This is a genomic window from Haloglomus salinum, from assembly GCF_024298825.1.
GTDB lineage: Archaea > Halobacteriota > Halobacteria > Halobacteriales > Haloarculaceae > Haloglomus > Haloglomus salinum.
In genome coordinates, this window is the sequence record NZ_CP101153.1 from 2316103 (window position 1) to 2333051 (window position 16949).

Annotated in this window: 15 protein-coding genes; 8 read left to right on the forward strand and 7 right to left on the reverse strand. The window is 68.5% G+C overall.

Annotation, left to right across the window (positions count from 1 at the left end):
- Positions 1-42: 42 nt before the first annotated feature.
- Together dapF and NL115_RS11070 are read left to right on the forward strand one after the other, a co-directional pair.
- Positions 43-1008 carry a diaminopimelate epimerase gene (dapF, locus tag NL115_RS11065; RefSeq protein WP_254829432.1) on the forward strand — a complete coding sequence of 322 codons (966 nt, stop codon included), beginning with the start codon at positions 43-45 and terminating at the stop codon, positions 1006-1008.
- A complete protein-coding gene (locus NL115_RS11070; protein ID WP_350355241.1) occupies positions 983-2119 on the forward strand; it encodes a M20 family metallopeptidase in 1137 nt (378 codons plus the stop codon). Before dapF ends, NL115_RS11070 begins: the two co-directional genes overlap by 26 nt.
- Positions 2120-2309: 190 nt before the next feature.
- On the opposite strand, the gene NL115_RS11075 is transcribed toward NL115_RS11070, so the two are convergent.
- Positions 2310-2837 (reverse strand): DUF5813 family protein, encoded by a 528-nt coding sequence (locus NL115_RS11075; protein WP_254829434.1) that lies wholly within the window; start codon positions 2835-2837, stop codon positions 2310-2312.
- A gap of 76 nt (positions 2838-2913) precedes the next feature.
- Here NL115_RS11075 and NL115_RS11080 point away from each other — a divergent pair, with 76 nt between their 5' ends.
- Positions 2914-4137, forward strand: a complete 1224-nt coding sequence (locus NL115_RS11080) for an SPFH domain-containing protein (protein WP_254829435.1) — start codon at positions 2914-2916, stop codon at positions 4135-4137.
- A gap of 11 nt (positions 4138-4148) precedes the next feature.
- Here NL115_RS11080 and NL115_RS11085 read toward each other — a convergent pair whose 3' ends face one another.
- Positions 4149-4769 carry a hypothetical protein gene (locus tag NL115_RS11085; protein WP_254829436.1) on the reverse strand — a complete coding sequence of 207 codons (621 nt, stop codon included), beginning with the start codon at positions 4767-4769 and terminating at the stop codon, positions 4149-4151.
- Complete coding sequence (locus NL115_RS11090; protein ID WP_254829437.1) at positions 4770-5978, reverse strand: pentapeptide repeat-containing protein; 1209 nt, start codon at positions 5976-5978, stop codon at positions 4770-4772. It abuts the gene before it with no gap.
- A 119-nt stretch (positions 5979-6097) separates the two neighbouring features.
- Here NL115_RS11090 and NL115_RS11095 point away from each other — a divergent pair, with 119 nt between their 5' ends.
- Positions 6098-6721 (forward strand): winged helix-turn-helix transcriptional regulator, encoded by a 624-nt coding sequence (locus tag NL115_RS11095; protein WP_254829438.1) that lies wholly within the window; start codon positions 6098-6100, stop codon positions 6719-6721.
- Positions 6722-6775: 54 nt separating this feature from the next.
- On the opposite strand, the gene NL115_RS11100 is transcribed toward NL115_RS11095, so the two are convergent.
- The 4 genes from NL115_RS11100 to NL115_RS11115 all read right to left on the reverse strand — a co-directional run bounded on the left by NL115_RS11100 (position 6776) and on the right by NL115_RS11115 (position 11718).
- Positions 6776-7036 (reverse strand): DUF7123 family protein, encoded by a 261-nt coding sequence (locus NL115_RS11100; RefSeq protein WP_254829439.1) that lies wholly within the window; start codon positions 7034-7036, stop codon positions 6776-6778.
- A gap of 486 nt (positions 7037-7522) precedes the next feature.
- Complete coding sequence (gene pan2 / locus NL115_RS11105) at positions 7523-8743, reverse strand: proteasome-activating nucleotidase Pan2 (protein ID WP_254829440.1); 1221 nt, start codon at positions 8741-8743, stop codon at positions 7523-7525.
- Between the two features lie 132 nt (positions 8744-8875).
- A complete protein-coding gene (gene pepF, locus NL115_RS11110) occupies positions 8876-10669 on the reverse strand; it encodes an oligoendopeptidase F (RefSeq protein ID WP_254829441.1) in 1794 nt (597 codons plus the stop codon).
- A gap of 53 nt (positions 10670-10722) precedes the next feature.
- Complete coding sequence (locus NL115_RS11115; RefSeq protein WP_254829442.1) at positions 10723-11718, reverse strand: phosphate signaling complex PhoU family protein; 996 nt, start codon at positions 11716-11718, stop codon at positions 10723-10725.
- Between the two features lie 553 nt (positions 11719-12271).
- Here NL115_RS11115 and NL115_RS11120 point away from each other — a divergent pair.
- The 4 genes from NL115_RS11120 to pstB are packed head-to-tail and all read left to right on the forward strand — an operon-like array spanning position 12272 to position 16948.
- The gene (locus tag NL115_RS11120) at positions 12272-13354 is read left to right on the forward strand and encodes a PstS family phosphate ABC transporter substrate-binding protein (protein WP_254829443.1); all 1083 of its coding nucleotides are present in this window, start codon (positions 12272-12274) and stop codon (positions 13352-13354) included.
- Positions 13351-14394: a phosphate ABC transporter permease subunit PstC gene (pstC, locus tag NL115_RS11125; RefSeq protein WP_254829444.1), complete on the forward strand. Its 1044-nt coding sequence runs from the start codon at positions 13351-13353 to the stop codon at positions 14392-14394. The genes NL115_RS11120 and pstC overlap by 4 nt, the downstream gene beginning before the upstream one ends.
- The gene (gene pstA / locus NL115_RS11130) at positions 14391-16013 is read left to right on the forward strand and encodes a phosphate ABC transporter permease PstA (protein WP_254829445.1); all 1623 of its coding nucleotides are present in this window, start codon (positions 14391-14393) and stop codon (positions 16011-16013) included. Before pstC ends, pstA begins: the two co-directional genes overlap by 4 nt.
- Before the next feature lie 26 nt (positions 16014-16039).
- The gene (gene pstB, locus NL115_RS11135) at positions 16040-16948 is read left to right on the forward strand and encodes a phosphate ABC transporter ATP-binding protein PstB (protein ID WP_254833083.1); all 909 of its coding nucleotides are present in this window, start codon (positions 16040-16042) and stop codon (positions 16946-16948) included.
- Position 16949 lies beyond the last annotated feature (1 nt).

The window sequence follows — 16949 nt, forward strand, 5'->3', positions numbered from 1 at the left end:
GACGGTCTCACGGGTCGGCACGTCACCCCACGCGAGGACACGATGGTACACATCCAGAAATACCACGGAACGGGCAACGACTTCGTCGTCGTGGACGCCGCCGAGCGGGTCGGCGACCGGCGGGCGTTCGCACGAGCACTCTGCGACCGAACGACCGGAATCAGCCACCCGGACAGCCCCCACATCGGGGCGGACGGCGTGCTCTTCCTCCATCTCGAGACGGAGTACGCCTCCCCGCGCGTCGTGATGACGCTCGTCCAGCCGGACGGGTCCGTCGCCGCGATGTGTGGCAACGGCGCGCGCTGTGCGGCCCGCTGGGCCGCCGAACGCACCGGGAGCGACGAGGTGATGATCGATACGCAGTCCGGGACCCGTCGCGCGGTCATCGCACGAGAGGCCCCGGACGACGGCAACCGTGGCCACGGTGACGACCGCGGGTTCGGCGACGATGTCACCATCGAGATGGGTCGTCCGCGGTTCCTCCCGGGCGTGGTCCCGGTCCAGACGGCCGAACCGCTCGTCCAGGAACACGTCGAGGGGCTCACCGTCACGGCCGTCAACACGGGCGTCCCGCACGCGGTCTCCTTCGTCGAGGACGTGGACGCGGTCGACCTCGAGGACATCGCGCCGGCGGTCCGACACGCCGACGTGTTCCCGGAGGGCGCGAATGTGACCCTCGCCTCGCGCGTGGCCCCGACTGGCGACGAGGACGCGGCCTTCCGCCAGCGGACCTACGAGCGCGGCGTCGAGGGTGAGACGGATTCCTGCGGGACAGGTGCGGTCGCCATCGCGGCGGTCGCCCACCGACTCGGCCGAATCGGAACCGGCGAGACCGTCCGGGTCACCCCGCCGGGTGGTGACCTGTTCGTCACCGTCACCGACGACGATGCGCTCCTTCGCGGGCCAGCAGTCTTCGAGTTCGAGGCCGAGGTCCCGGAGCCGGGCGTGGGGCCGGACGCCGAACTGGATGTCGACCTGACGGATGCGGGTACCAACACGGGCGACTAGACGCGTGAGTGCTGCCCCCCGGTTCGACCCGCTCGCCTTCCACGAGCGTGCCGTCCGGACCGCCTCCCACGAGTCGGTCGGGGCGATGCGCGACCTGCTCGTCGAGACGCTGGCCGACGCGGGTGTCGACCCACGTGTCGACGACGCCGGCAACACGCTCGCCGTCCGCGAGGGCGACGGCGACGGCCCGCACCTGGTTCTCAACACGCACATCGACACCGTGCCGCCGCACGTGCCATTCACGCTCGACGCGGACGGGGCCATCGTTCGCGGGCGCGGCGCCTGCGACGCGAAGGGACCGCTGGCGGCGCTGGTCGACGCCTTCCTCGACGCGCCCGTCGAGCGTGGCCGGCTGACGCTGGCCATCACGCCGGACGAGGAGACCACCTCGGCCGGCGCGGACGCGCTGGCGTTCGGCGACGACCCACTCCGGGCGGACGGCTACATCGTCGGGGAGCCGACCGGCCTGGACGTCTGCACGGCCGGCAAGGGTCGGTTCGAGGGGACGCTGACGGTGACGGGCGAGGCCGCACACGCCGCCGAACCCGAATCCGGGACGAACGCGCTCCGGGCGCTGCCACCGCTGCTGGCGGCGCTGGACACGTTCGATGCCGAACGGGGCCCCGGGACGGACCCACAGCTGGGCGCGCCGACGCTGACCGCGACGACCGTCGATGGTGGCGAGGCCATCAACCAGGTGCCCGCCGAGGTCCGGGTCGGCATCGACCGCCGGAGCGTCCCGCCGGAGACAGCCGACGGCTTCGAGCGGGCGCTGAACGAGCACCTCCGGGCAGCCGCGATGGACGACGCGGGCGCCGCGTTCGCGCTGACCGAGCGCGAGACCCCGTTCCTCGAGGCGTGGACGACCGACCCGGACGAGCCGCTGGCCGAGGCGCTGGTCGACGCCTCCGGCGGCGACGTGCGCGCGTTCGGCGCCGCCTGCGAGGCCTCCTACTTCGCTGCGGACGCGCCGACGGTCGTCTTCGGTCCCGGCGTTCTGGCGGACGAGGAGGGGGCCGTCGCCCACGCCGACCGCGAGTACGTCCGCCGTGAGGAGATCACGGCGGCGGCCGACGCCGTCCGCGAGACGCTCGCGTCGCTGCTGGGGTAGGGCGAACAGGCGGTACTGTGGCCGAGTCCGGCGCGCGTCGCACCACACACCAGCAGCCGCGCACCAGGCAGCGTTCAGGGCACACGGGCCTTGCTCCCGTTCCGGTACTTGAACCTACGCCGGGTGGGTCCTGTGGCACCCACTTGGTCAGAACATCGGCTTCGAGACCGGAGAGCAGTCCCTTCAGAGATTACAACGGCATCGGGTCGCCGGACCCCTCGTCACCGCCCGCGCCCCGGGCCGACGCGAGCATCTCGGAGACGGGCGGCTGGTAGTCGTAGCCCGGGACCACACCCTCCATGTACGTCCCCTCGACGTACTCGGCGAACGCCTTCGCGATGGCGGCGGCGCGGTCGGAGTCCCCGGACTCGAACCGGTAGGTCGCGACCGCGTCGCCGGCCTCCTCGGTCACGTCTAGGTCGATATCCACGGAGTCACGGACCGCCCCGGGGGCGTCCTCCAGCCGGAGCGCCAGCGTGTCGAACCACCCCTCTTCGACGGTGGGGCCGACCTCGTCAGCTGTCGCCGTCGAGAGCATCGGCGCCCGGACCTCCAGCTCGTAGGTCAGCGCCCACTCGGGCTCGCCGCCGTCGCGCGCGGTGACGGTGGCCTCGAACTTCGTGGTCGTCAGCACGAACGCCGGCCCGCCTGCCGCTCGCTCGTATGCGTCGTGTGCGTCGAACGCCCGGGCCGCCGCGGCCGGTAACTCGTCAGGCATCACCGTGTCGTAGACGGGGGAGTGACAAGAGCGCGTCGGGGCCAACCTTCAAGCACCGTTCGCCCGAAGGCGCCGTATGGCCCTCCCTCTGTTCCCGGCACAGGCGGGCGTCGTCGGTGGTATCGTCACGCTGGTCATCCTGGCCATCGCCATCGTCGCCGTCTACAAATCCGTCGTCATCGTGCAGGCGTACGAGCGGAAGGTGTGGACGCTGTTCGGGCAGTACCGCGGCATCAAGGAGCCCGGCATCTCGTTCATCCCACCGTTCGTCTCCGCCACCTACGCGTTCGATATGCGCACGCAGACACTCGACGTGCCCCGGCAGGAGGCCATCACCCGCGACAACTCGCCCGTGACGGCCGACGCCGTTGTCTACATCAAGGTGATGGACGCCAAGAAGGCCTTCCTCGAGGTCGACAACTACAAACGCGCCGTTTCCAACCTCGCCCAGACCACCCTGCGTGCGGTGCTGGGCGACATGGAACTCGACGACACGCTGAACAAGCGCGGCGAGATCAACGCCCGCATCCGGAAGGAACTGGACGAACCCACCGACGAGTGGGGGGTCCGGGTCGAGTCCGTCGAGGTCCGCGAGGTCAATCCCTCGCAGGACGTCCAGCAGGCGATGGAGCAGCAGACCTCCGCCGAGCGCCGCCGCCGTGCCATGATTCTCGAGGCACAGGGTGAGCGCCGGTCGGCCATCGAGAAGGCCGAGGGTGACAAGCAGTCCGACATCATCCGGGCACAGGGGGAGAAGCAGTCACAGATTCTCGAGGCACAGGGGGACTCCATCTCGACCGTGCTCCGCGCCAAATCCGCCGAGTCGATGGGCGAGCGCGCGGTCATCGAGAAGGGGATGGAGACGCTGGAGTCCATCGGCCAGAACGAGTCCACGACGTTCGTCCTGCCGCAGGAACTCACCTCGCTCGTCGGGCGCTACGGCAAGCACCTGACCGGCAGCGACGTGCAGGGCGACGGCCAGGAACTGGAGGCGCTCGACTTCGACGCGGAGACGCGTGAACTGCTCGGCCTCGACGATATCGAGGAGATACTCGGGCAGATCGAGCAGGAGACCGAGATGGACGTCGAGCAGATGGAGGCCGAGGCCCAGGCCATCAAGGAGGGCGAGGACGCCGCCGACATCCGCGATCCCGACGAGGTCATCGAGGAGATGGACCAGGAGATGGGCGAGGACATCGACGTCGGCGCGGGCGACAACACCGGGGCGGCGACGCCGGAGCGGGACACCGAAGACACGGGTGCCGACAGCGACGGCGAGCGCGAACCCGAGACGGAGTAATCCCGTCGCGGCTACCGCTGGACCGACCGGGTCAACGCGAAGACGAACAGGGCGATGAGGAAGCCGCCCAGGAACCCTTCTGACGAGGCAAGCAGTCGGACGGGGAGCGTCGCGCCACGCGGGACGCCGCCGAAGATGAGGCTCACGAACGACTGGAGACTGAATGTCAGGTTCTCGAGCACGACGGTCACGAGCGACGCGTCCGGTCGCGTCACGGCTCCCAGGCCGGCGAACACCGCCCCGTACCCGGCTACGAGCAGCAGGGAGACCACGACCGTTCTGAGCGGGCGCTCGCCGTAGCCACAGCTCAGTCCGAACAGCGCGTTGGTGACCCAGCCGCCGGCCGCCCGCAGCCGGTCGGCGGCGGTCTCGCCCGCCCCGACCGCATCCCGTTTGAGCCGACGGCGGTAGCGCATCTCCCGGACGAAGAACTGCGAGGCCGCGGTCCGGTCGCCGGTGGCGTCGGCCCCACGACGGGCCTTGAGATACGTCGACTCCAGCACCTTCGGCTCGAGGTCGGTATCGACGCCCCGGCCGCGGCCAGGGTCGTGAACCCGGTGGAGGTTCCACGTCTCGCCGAGTGCGCCGCGGTGGTCCTCGAACGCGAACCCGTCGAACGAGGTCCGGGCCACCTAGAGGTGGTCGAACGGCACCACTCCCGAGTCACCGCCGACGATGGTGATGTCGGCGATGGCCCCGTCGGTGCAGTCGAAGACGATACGTTCGTCGTCGGGCAGGTGGAGCTTGCCGTCGGCGATGGTGGCGTCCGTACAGTCGACGACGACGCGCTCCTCGGCCGACCGGTCCGGCCCCGGCACGAGTCCCGAGCAGTCGAGCCCCCCGTCGATGCCGGCGCCCCGGAGTCCGAGGTCACCGACGAGCGTCGCCCCGGCGAACTCCACGCCCGACCGGAACGTGGCGTTCCTGAACTGGAGGTCCGCTCGCGGTCCGGACCGGTGCCGTCGTCCGCCGTGGATACCGACGAACCAGGTCCGGTCGGCGAACGTGGCGTCGAGGAAGTCCGTGCCACCCTCGAAGCGACAGTCGGTGAAGTGGGCCTCCTCGTCGAAGCGCGCGCCACCGAACCCTGCATCCCCCTCGAAACGGGTGTGGCGGAACCACGCGTCGCCGCCGAACTCGACGCGCCGGAACCCGGCGGCCCCGCGGCAGCGAGCCCCCGCGAATCGGACCGTGCCGTCGAAGACGGCTCCGCTCGCGCGAACCTCGCCGAACGAACAGGCGTCGAGTCGGAGTCCCGTCCCGAACCGGGCGTCCGAGAGGTCGGCCCGGCCCGAGACGGTACAGAACCGAAGGTCGACGGGGCGGTTGTACGCTGGGTGGTGGACGTAGCCGGCGAGGTCGAGGTGGTCGAACGACGCCCCGACGACGACGTGGCGTGCCGGGTCGTCGGCCGACAGCGCCTCGTGGAGCGCGTCCCGGACCGCCGCGGGTGACGCGTCGCCGTGGAAGACACACCGGTCGCGCCCATCGGTCGCGGGGTGCGGACACTCGGTCGGCAGGTCCTCGTCCGTGCGGTCGTTGCTCCCGCGGCGGACGAGCAGGTCGACGACGTCGTCAACCGTCCGCCCGAGGGTCTCGGCGTCCGCGTCGGCGACGACGCTGGCGGCGCCCCGACCCAGCAGGTCCTCGTCGACCGGAGTGTCCGCCGGGAGCGCCTCGCGGAGCCGTTGCCGTCCTCTCTCGACCCCGTTCCCCTCCTGGTCCGCCCCGTTGAACCCCTCGGGAGCCGTGCAGAACGCCCGGACCGTCACCAGCTCGTCCGCGAGTGCGACCAGATGGTCGCGCCACTCCTCGTCGGCGAAGTACGTGCAGCTGTCCATCCGCTCGACGGTGCCGGGGGCGTGGACAACACTGTTTCGGCGGGCGCCGGCCGTGGGGTTCTGTATCCCCGTGCATCACCGCCGACGGGCTTTTATCGGGTGTGCGCCTTGACCCGACAATGAGCCAGGAGTCGGTCGACGAGGAGAAACGGGCCACTCTCCGCAGGTTCGCCGCGGTCGGCGCCGGCGGCCCACTGGCTCGACTCGCCGGCTCCGACGCGGATGCGGACGACCACGAGACCACTAGCGAGGTCCCCGCGGCCATCCGCGGCTACCTCGCCACCACGCCCGGCGCGCACTTCTCGAAGCTCCGCGACGACCTGCAGCTCGGGACGGGGGAAGCCCAGTACCACCTCCGCCGCCTGGTCGAGCGCGACGCCGTCGACTCCTGGAAGGACGGCGACTACCGCCGATACGCCCCTGCCGGCCGGTTCTCCGACTTCGAGCGGCGCGCGCTGGGCTTCCTCCGACGCGATACCGCCCGCGGCCTCGTCGTGGGCCTCCTCCGGGAGCCGGACGCGACCGGCGCGGAACTCGCCGACCGCCTCGGCGTCTCGGCCCCCACCGTCAGCAAGTACGCCGCCGAACTCGCGGAGGCGGGCCTGCTGGACCGCTCGGACGGCTACGACCTCACGCGCCCGGAGACGACGCTGTTGCTCCTGGTGCGGTACGCCGACTCCTTCGGCCCCGACGCCGTTGCGCTTGCCGCTGACGCCGACGAACTCGTCGAATATTCGGGCTAACAGCGAGAGAACCCACGAGAGTGGCGGATTATAGATGAATGGCGCCAGCTGTCCTCAGACCGTGACTTTCCACGTCGTGCCCGAGGAGTAGCCCCACTTCTCGACCTCGAACGGGGCGGCCTCCGTCACGGCGCGCATGTTCGCGCCGACCTCCTTCGCGCTCATGTCCAGCGCCTCGCCGATGAGCCGCGACTTGAAGTAGGCCGTCCCGTCGGCCTCCGTCCGGAGATAGTCGACGATGCGCTGCTGTTTCTCGTTCAGGTCCTCGGTGAGGTCGGTCTCGGTCTCCGCGGTCTGTGCCGCCGTCGCGCTCATACCACACCGGATGGGAGAGACACGGATAGTGGGTTTGGTACGGTGGGTTAATCGAGTGGTAGAGGACTCAGAACGCACTTTAGGACGATTTATCGGGCTACCAGATTACCAACGGGACCCCTCGCGGCGCGGTGGTTGGTACGACAGAGAAACTGTCGACGATACGGTGCTGTCATGTAGTGGCTGCATACGCGCGAGCAGGGCGGGACTCCGTCCCGCTTGCAGTCGGACGTAGTCCGACGACGAAGCGAGCGCGTTTGGGTTCGAGACGGCTTCGCCGTCTCGTCCTCCCGAAAATCTCCGATTTTCGGAGACACCAGCCCGAGCGACCGGAGGGAGCGAGGGCTGGCATTTTTTCTGAATGTTTTTTGGCGTCATCAGAACGCGAAGCGTTCTGATTGCCCGTGGAATCGCTCCGCGATTCCACGACGGCGAGCGGTGGCCGGAGGCCACCCGAGCCGTCAAAAAAGCTCGCGGTGAAGAAGCTCAGTGGAACGCGATGGGCGTCCCGAGTTCGTCGCCCTCGTGGTCGATCTTCGCCATCGCCTCGTCGAAGTCCTCGCGGCGGACCTCGGTGCGGTCGTCGCGGATGGCGAACATGCCGGCCTCCGTCGACAGCGACTCCAGTTCCGCGCCGGTGAAGCCCTCGGTGGCCTCGGCCAGCGACGCGAGGTCCACGTCGTCGGAGAGGTTCATGTCGCGCGTGTGGATCTTGAGAATCTCCGTGCGGCCCTCGTCGTTGGGTTCGGGCACCTCGATGAGGCGGTCGAAGCGGCCCGGCCGGAGGATAGCGCGGTCGAGCATGTCGAAGCGGTTGGTGGCGGCGATGATGGAGATGTCCCCACGCTGGTCGAAGCCGTCCATCTCCGAGAGCAGCTGCATCATCGTCCGCTGGACCTCGGCATCGCCCGACGTTTTGGACTCCGTGCGCTTCGAGGCGATGGCGTCGATCTCGTCGATGAAGATGATGGCGGGCTCGCGCTCCTCGGCGAGTTCGAACAGGTCCCGGACGAGCCGGGCCCCCTCGCCGATGAACTTCTGGACGAGTTCGGAGCCGGCCATCTTGATGAACGTCGCGTCGGTCTGGTTGGCGACCGCTTTGGCCAGCATCGTCTTCCCGGTCCCCGGCGGGCCGTGCAGCAGGACGCCGGTGGGCGGTTCGATGCCGACGGTCTCGAACACCTCGGGGTTGGTGAGTGGGTCCTCGACGGCCTCGCGGACCTCGATGATCTGTTCCTCGAGCCCGCCGATATCGTCGTAGGTGACCGTCGGGGAGGCGTCGACCTGCATCGCCTGTGCCCGGGCGTCCTTCTCGGTATCGAGGACGGTCTGGATGGCGAACGAGTCGTTGATGGCGACGCGGTCGCCGGCCTCGAGCTTGTCGGCGAGCCGCGGGGAGACATCCGTGAGGACCTCCTGGTTGTTGCCGTGCTGTTTGAGGACGACCTCGTCGTCGGCGATCTCCTCGACGGTGGCGAGATAGAGCGAGGAGGTCTTCAGCGCCTCGTTCTCCCGCTGGAGCTTGTCGACCTCCTCCCGGAGCTCGGACTGGCGGTCCTGGGCGGCGTCGAGCTGACTCGTCAGCTCCTCGTGGACGCGCGTGACCTCGGCGAAGTGGTCCTCCAGCGCGGCCAGCCGCTCGTCGGGCCCCATATCCGGGTCCAGGTCGAGCGTGGGTTGGTCTGGTAGTGAGGGACTACGCGACATCAGGTGTATGCAAGTTGGGCGTTCTCGTTAGAAGTGTCTTTGGGTTGCTACAGGTACCCATACCAAGTGCAGGGGGGGCGAACGCCCGTTCGAGCAGCCCTGGCGAGCGGTGTCCGTCGCGACCCGCGGTCCCTACGTCAGCGACTCGAACTCCGCGACGAGGTCGCCATACGCGTCGATAGCGTGCTCGACGGGGTCGGGCGAGGCCATGTCCACGCCGGCGCCACGCAGGAGTTCGAGCGGATACTCCCGTGAGCCCTTCGAGAGGAACTCGCGGTAGTCGGCAGCCGCGGGCTCGCCCTCCTCCATGATGCGGTCGACCAGCGCGTTCGCCGCCGAGATGCCGGTCGCGTACTGGTAGACGTAGAACCCGTAGTAGAAGTGGGGGATGCGCATCCACTCCCGCCGGATGCCGTCGTCCAAGGCCATCGGCTCGTAGTACTCGGCCTTGAGGTCACCGTAGATTTCGTCGCAGACATCCGGCGTGATGGCCTCGCCGTCCTCGGCGAGTTCGTGGGTCCGGTGCTCGAAGTCCGCGAACATCGTCTGGCGGAACAGCGTCGAGCGGAACCGCTCGAGGTACTCGTCGAGGACGTGCCGGCGGAACTCCTCGTCCTCGACCGTCTCGAGCAGGTGCTCGGTGAGCAGCGCCTCGTTCACGGTGGAGGCGACCTCGGCGACGAAGATCTCGTAGCCCGAGTAGACGTGTGGCTGTGTCTCGCTGGTCAGTTCGGAGTGCAGCGAGTGGCCGAGTTCGTGGGCCAGCGTGTACATCGAGGTGATGTCGTCCTGGTAGTTCATCAGGATGTACGGCTGGCTGTCGTAGGTCCCACCGGAGTAGGCGCCCGAGCGCTTGTTCGCGGTCTCGTAGACGTCGACCCAGCGCGAGTCCAGGCCCTCGGCCACACGAGACTGGTAGTCCTCGCCCAGTGGGGCGACCGCCTCGACGACGTGGTCGCGGGCTTCCTCGTAGGGGACCTCGACCTCGCCCTCGGCGAGCGGGGTGTAGAGGTCCCAGCTCCGGAGTTCGTCGACCCCGAGTACGTCGCGCTTGAGTTCGGCGTGCCGGTGGAGGGTGTCGAGGTTGGCCTCGACGGTGTCGACGAGGTTGTCGTACACCCCGACCGGGATATTGGCGTCGTCGAGGCTCGCCGCACGAGCGGTGTCGTAGTTCCGGGCCCGGGCCAGCTTGATATCGGCCTTGACACTGTTCTTGTACGCCGTACCGACGGCGTTCCGGAGGCCAGCCCACTCGTCGTAGAAGGTCTCGCTGACCCGCTGGCGGAAGTCGCGGTCGCGGTTCTTGAGCAGGGTGGTGAAGTTCGAGAGTGTGGGGCGGACCTCGCTCCCGTCGGGCTTCTCGACCGGCGGGAACTCCATGTCCGCGTTCGTCAGCATGTTGTACACCTCGCCGCCCGCACCCGTGACCTCCGAGAGGTCCGCCAGTAGCTCCTCGACCTCCGAGGAACGGGTGTGGGGCTTCATCCGGAGCACGTCGTCGAAGTAGTGCTCGTACTGCTCGAGTGCGGGGTTCTCCTCGACGAACGCCTGCAACTCCTCGCGGGTGCACTGCTGTAGCTCGGGCTCGATGAACGAGGCGGCCGAGGACGCGTCGGCCGACAGCGACTGCGCCCGCGCCGACAGCGCCTGGTAGTGCTGGTCGGCGGTGTCCTCGTCGCTTCGCATGCGCGCGTACGCGGAGACATCCGCCACCTCGCGCATGATCTCCTCGCGTGTCTCGAGGACCGCCTCGAGCGCGTCGGCGTCGGCCGTGACGCGCCCCTCGTACGCCTCGAGGTCGTCGAGGCGCTCGTTCACCGCCTCGAACGCCTCCTCCCACTCACCGTCGCTTGCGAACAGGGAGTCGAGGTCCCACTTGTACTGCTCGTCGACCTCCTCCCGTTCCGGAACGTCCGCGGCACTCATAGCGCGACCTAACGGTGGGGTCGTGGTAAACGCATCGTCCGGGCTGATACCCCCTACGGTTTGGGGGCAGCCTTCTGGAGGGCGGTTTCGGCAACGTTCCCCCCGTAGTCCGCCGCCCGGGTGAGCGAGTCCACGACCAGCCCCAGGAGCTGGGCCTGCTGTGGGTCGAGGTCGCGGATGAGGGCGTCGACCTCGCGGGCCTGCGCGTCGATATCCTCGATCTGTCGACGAGCATCGTTGGCCATCGCCGTCGCCTCGTCGGAGTCGTCCTCCAGCAGCGCGTCCATTGCGGTCTCGATGACCTCGACGGCGGCCGCATGGAGCTCCTCGAGCGCGGCGGCCGCGTCCTCGGGGACGGTCTCCAGTTCACGGCTGTGCGTGGCGATCTTCGTGGCGTGGTCGGCCACGCGCTCGAGCTGGCGCGCCGAGGAGTGGTAGTCGAAGCAGGTCTCGCGGTCCAGTCCCACGTCGGCGGCGGCAGCGGGGTCCCGGAGCACCGAGCGGAACACGCGCGAGACCATCGACCAGAGCCGGTCCACGTCGTCGTCGCGCTGGATGACGTCGGCCGCGAGGTCGTCGTCGTCCTCGACGAGCGCGGCGACGCTGTCGTTGAGCATCGTCACGGCGACGAGCCGCATCCGAGTGATGGCGTTGTGGAGCGACAGCTCCGAGGAGTCCAGCAGGTCCTGCAGTCGCACGCGTTCGGAGGTCTCACCGATGACCTCCAGCCCGACCAGCGACTGGACGGCGTCGCGGATGGTGCGGCGCTGGGCCGCGGTCACGCGCGTCGACTCCAACGTGATGATGTCGAACCCGCTGACGTACATCGTGACGACCGCGCGCATGAGGTCGCGGTCCTCGAGCCCACCGATGTCCAGCGTTCCCTCGACCTTCTCCTCCTCGCGGCGCGGCGTCAGGAGGAGGGCGTCCTCTTCGGGATGGAACTCCACGACGCTCCCGCCACTGACCCCGTTCTCGGTCGCCCAGTCCTTCGGGAGCGAGACGGTGAACGTCGACCCGCCCGTCACCTGCACCTTGCGCGTCTCCATAGCCGACGGTGTGTGCCACCGGGTAATAAAATATGGTCCTTTCTATATACATTTGAGTTCATCTCTGGTCTGTGCCGGAGGTCCTCCGACAGGGGACGGATGGCCGCCGTTCGTGGGCCATCCGGATGTGGATGTATATGCATCTATACATCTGTATACTGCCGTCTCGTCAGCAGAACGTATGTGGGTGTTGCCGAATATTCTGATATATAGATATGGCTCGGGGTGCAGAGTTCGTAGCATCCTCCCGCTCCGGAACTCCACTGTATTCCGCGATAGTACGACAGGAGCGCGACGCAGTATCCCGGCGGGAACCACCGACCACGGTGGGGGATTACCAACTGCGATGGGGGTGCCGGCCTGGAATCGTCGTGGGAACGAGGATACACGACGGGTTCAGCCACGGAACCGGCCGCGTTCCTCCGGGCGCTGTCCTGGGGTTCGGGCCGGATGACTTCGTCACGCCCGCCGGCCGAGCGCGACTGTGTGAGAACATTTCTCTATATAGGTGACATAGTAGGATATTTACTTCGACTGTTGATACGGTCTGGTGATGTCGGATCGCCCTGTCAGCCGCCGCGCACTCCTCGCGGGCGCGGCTGGCACTGCCGCCTCGCTCGCGGGCTGTATCAGCACGAGTCCACAGCCGCCCGGCGCCAGCGCCGCCACCGACGACGGCGGCGGTGGCGGGTCGACGGCCGTTCTCAAGCTCGGCGGGTCATCGACTGTGTACCCGATAGCGAACCGCGGAGGGTCGTTCTGGAACTCGAACCCACCGCCGTCCGACGAGGAGTACTGGGGCCCGTCCGAGTACGGAATCGCGACCAACGACCGACTCGCCGACTACTTCGCCGGCAAGTACGGGTTCGAGGCGACTGGCGACTCCTCGCCGCCGTTCCGCGTCTCGGTCGGCCTGAGCCACTCCGGCACCGGCCTGGAGAAGGTCGAGGCCGGACAGGTCGACATCGGGAACGCCTCGGCACCGGTCGCCGCGGAATTCCCGGGCCGCTCCGAGGAGGAGCTCTCGAAGTTCACGAATCACGTCGTCGGCGTCGACGCCCAGCCCATCGTGGTGAGCAAGGAGATCTACGACGCGGGCGTCACGGAACTCACCGGCGAGCAGGTCCGGGCCATCTACCGCGGCGAGGTCACCTCGTGGAGCGAAATCGGCGCGTACGACGGCCCTGACCGGGATATTCAGGCTATCGGTCGCTCCGTCGGGTCGGGGACGGACACCGCCTTCCGCGCGAACCTGCTCGGCGCGCCCGACGCCGACATGTCCGGCGTCGACATCCGGCGCGGCCAGAACCAGCAGGTGAAAGCCACGGTCAGCCGGTCGGACAACGCCATCGCGTACATGGCACTGGCCTTCGTCGACCAGCAGGCGGCCCCGGCCATCTCGCTGACGTTCGAGGGCACCACCTACACGCCCGGAGAGAACCTCTCGGACCCCGGGTACCCGCTCGCGCGTGACCTCCACTGCTACACCTGGGACGGCACCTCGAAGAAGGAGGCCGCCTTCCTGCACATGCTCATCAGCGACTTCGGCCAGCAGAACTTCGTCGCGTTCGCGGGCTACTCGAAGCTGACCGACGAACGGCAGCAGGAAGAACTCGACAAACTCCCGGACCAATGAGCACGCACACGAGTCGCCTCGACCGGGTCCGCGACGCCGACCACGGGCTCAAGCTCGTCGGGAGCGTCGGCGGTGTCGCCATCGCCGCCGCGCTGGTCGCGTTCCTCGTCGCGCCGGCACTCACCCTCTACCCGCTGCTGGCGTTCGTCGCCGTCGTCGGCTACGGGTGGGTCCGCTACCAGGAGTCGACCGCCCGGTTCCTGATGTTCCTCACGACGGTGTCGACGGTCATCATCCTCGGTCTCATCACCGTCTATCTCCTCATCCGCTCGCTCCCGGCCTTCGGTGAACTCGGCATCGACATGTTCACCGGGACGGAGTTCGGCGCGGCCGGCTACTCGCTGGTCCCGATGATATGGGGCACACTGCTGACGACGCTCATCGCGATGCTCATCGCCGGGCCGCTCGGAATCGCTGGCGCGCTGTTCCTCGCCGAGATTGCTCCCGGCTGGGTCCGGGAACTGCTCAAGCCCGCCGTCGAGGTGCTGGCGGGTATCCCCTCCATCGTCTACGGCTTCCTCGGGCTGGTCGTGCTGAGCCAGTACCTGTTCGACCAGTTCGACATGCCCGTCTTCGGGAGCCTGCTCGCCGTCGGCCTCGTCGTCGGCGTGATGGCGCTCCCGACGGTCATCTCCGTGGCCGAGGACGCCATCACCAGCGTCCCCGACAGCATGAAGGACGGCTCGCTCGCGCTCGGCGCGACCGACTGGCAGACCATCAAGAGCGTCACCGTCCCGACCTCGTTCTCTGGTGTCTCCGCGGCAGTCATCCTCGGTGTCGGCCGGGCGGTGGGCGAGACGATGGCCGCGACGGTCATCCTCGCCAACATCGCCGACCTGCCGGACCCGCTGTACGACGTCTTCGGCAACACCGTCACGCTGACCAGCCTCATCGCCAGCCAGTACGGCAACGCCAGCGGCCTCCAGATGTCGGTGCTGTTCGCTGCCGGCGTCGTGCTGTTCGTGACGGTGATGACGCTCTCCATCGGTTCGCAGTACGTCGAGATTCGCATGGAGCGCAAGCTCGGAGGTCGACAATGAGTACGGACACACGCGCACTCGTCGCGACGGAATCGTCGACGCTGGAACTGGCCGGCGGGGGGCTCGTCGCCCTCTCGCTCCTGCTGGTCGCCGGGGGCCTCGTCGGGCTGTTCGGGCTCGTCCCGGTCGCCGCGACCGTCGGTGGCGTCCCGTTCGCCACGCTGCTGGGCGCCGGCCTGCTGGTGCTGGGTGCCGGCGTCCTCGGTATCGGCGCCGCCTCGCGGACGGGGCTCGTGACGACCGAACCGAGCCGGAGCGCCGGACTGCTCGCCGGCGGCGTCTTCGCACTGTTCGGCCTCGTCGTCGGTGGGCTCATCGGCGCGTTCGCACTCGGCCTGTCGACGTTCTGGCCGGTGACGGCACTGCTCGTCGGGGGCGCCGCGGGCGCGGCCACGGTCCTCCCACGCGAGGACCTCGGGAGCACGCTCGTCCCGGGGAGCGTCGCCATCGTCTCCGGGCTGACCTTCCTGTCGGGGCTGGTCGGTCCGGGCTGGTCGTGGCCCGTCGGCGACCTCTCGGCGACGCTGTACGCCGAGGTCGCCATCCCGCTGCTGGCGGCCGTCGCCGGCCTGCTGGCCGCCTGGACCGCGGCGAAGGCGTACGGCGGCTTCGGGAGCCGCGGGCGACAGCTCGGCGCGTACCTCCTCATCGGCGCGAACGCGGCCTGGATGGTCGCGCTGCTGGTGGGGCTGGTCGCGTACGTGCTCGTACAGGGATTCGCCCCGATGACCCGGGGACTCCGGTTCGGGCTGTTCGTCCAGCCCTGGACCTGGTTCTACTTCCCGCCCATCGAGGAGTACGTCGTCATCAGCGGCCCCGTAGTCTGGTTCTACTGGCCGTTCGTGATGGAGGGCGTGGCGCTGACGAACGAGATAAACGGCGTCCTGCCGGCCATCGCGGGGACGTTCTGGCTGGTCCTCGGGGCGGTGACGTTCGCCGTGCCGCTGGGGGTCGGTGCGGCCGTCTTCCTCACGGAGTACGCCGAGCAGGGCCGGTTCACCGGGCTCGTCGAGGTCTCGACGAACGGGCTCTGGTCGACCCCGAGTATCGTCTACGGCCTGTTCGGCCTCGCCTTCCTCGTCCCGCGACTCGGGAACACGACCTCCATCCTCGCGGGCCAGCTCGTGCTCGGGTTCATGCTGCTCCCGCTGGTGGTCATCACCTCGCGGGAGGCGCTCAAGAGCGTCCCCGACGCCTACCGTGACGCCTCGGCGGCGCTGGGCGTGAGCAAGTGGGAGACCATCAAGAGCGTCGTCCTGCCGGCGGCCATCCCGGGGGTCATCACGGGCATCATCCTCGGGGTCGGCCGCATCGCGGGCGAGACCGCCCCCATCCTGCTGGTGATGGTGTCGGACCCGTTCCCCAGTGCGGCGGCACAGGTCGTCCAGGGGTCGTTCCGCTTCACGGGCTCGTTCCCGTTCGTGGCGGCCCCGACCGTGGACCTGGTGCAGTCGTCCTCGGCGCTCCCCTACCAGCTGTACGCCGTCATCAGCGCCGGACTCGACCAGAACATGGACTTCGCCTGGGGAACGGCGCTCGTGTTGCTTCTCGTGGTGCTGAGCTTCTACGCGGTCGGAATCGCGTCGCGGGTCTACTTCCGGAGGAAACTCAACCAATGAGCGAATCATCACTCACCGACAGCGAGATGGAGACCGGAGAACTGGACGAGAGCACCGCCGGCATCGACGCCTCGACGACCACGACCGACGGGGAGACCGAGGAGGAGGTCCGGGCGGAGTGGACCGACTACAGCTTCGACGGCGAGCCGAAGATCTCCGTCGAGGACCTCGATGTCTGGTACGGCGACGACCACGCCATCCAGAGCGTCTCGATGGACATCCCCGAGGAGTCCGTGACGGCGCTCATCGGCCCCTCGGGCTGTGGGAAGTCGACGTTCCTGCGGAGCATCAACCGCATGAACGACCGCATCAACATCGCCCGGACGGAGGGGCGGGTCGCCATCGACGGGCAGGATATCTACCAGGACGGCACCGACCTGGTCGAGCTCCGCAAGCGCGTCGGGATGGTGTTCCAGTCGCCGAACCCGTTCCCCAAATCCATCCGCGACAACATCGCCTACGGCCCGCGCAAGCACGGCGACATCGAGCGCGGCCTGCTCGCCCGGCTCCTCGGGCGTGACGAGAAAGCGGAGGAGGACCGACTCGTCGAGCGCTCGCTCCGGCAGGCGGCGCTGTGGGACGAGGTGAGCGACCGCCTCGACGACAACGCCATCGGCCTCTCCGGCGGCCAACAGCAGCGCCTCTGCATCGCGCGCTGTCTCGCGGTCGACCCAGAGGTCATCCTGATGGACGAGCCGGCCTCCGCGCTCGACCCCGTCGCCACCTCGAAGATCGAGGACCTCATCGAGGAGCTGTCCGAGGACTACACGGTCGTCGTCGTCACGCACAACATGCAGCAGGCGGCCCGCATCTCCGACCAGACCGCCGTCTTCCTCACGGGTGGCGAACTGGTCGAGTACGGCGACACCGACCAGATATTCGAGAACCCGGAGAGCCAGCGCGTCGAGGACTACATCACCGGCAAGTTCGGGTAAC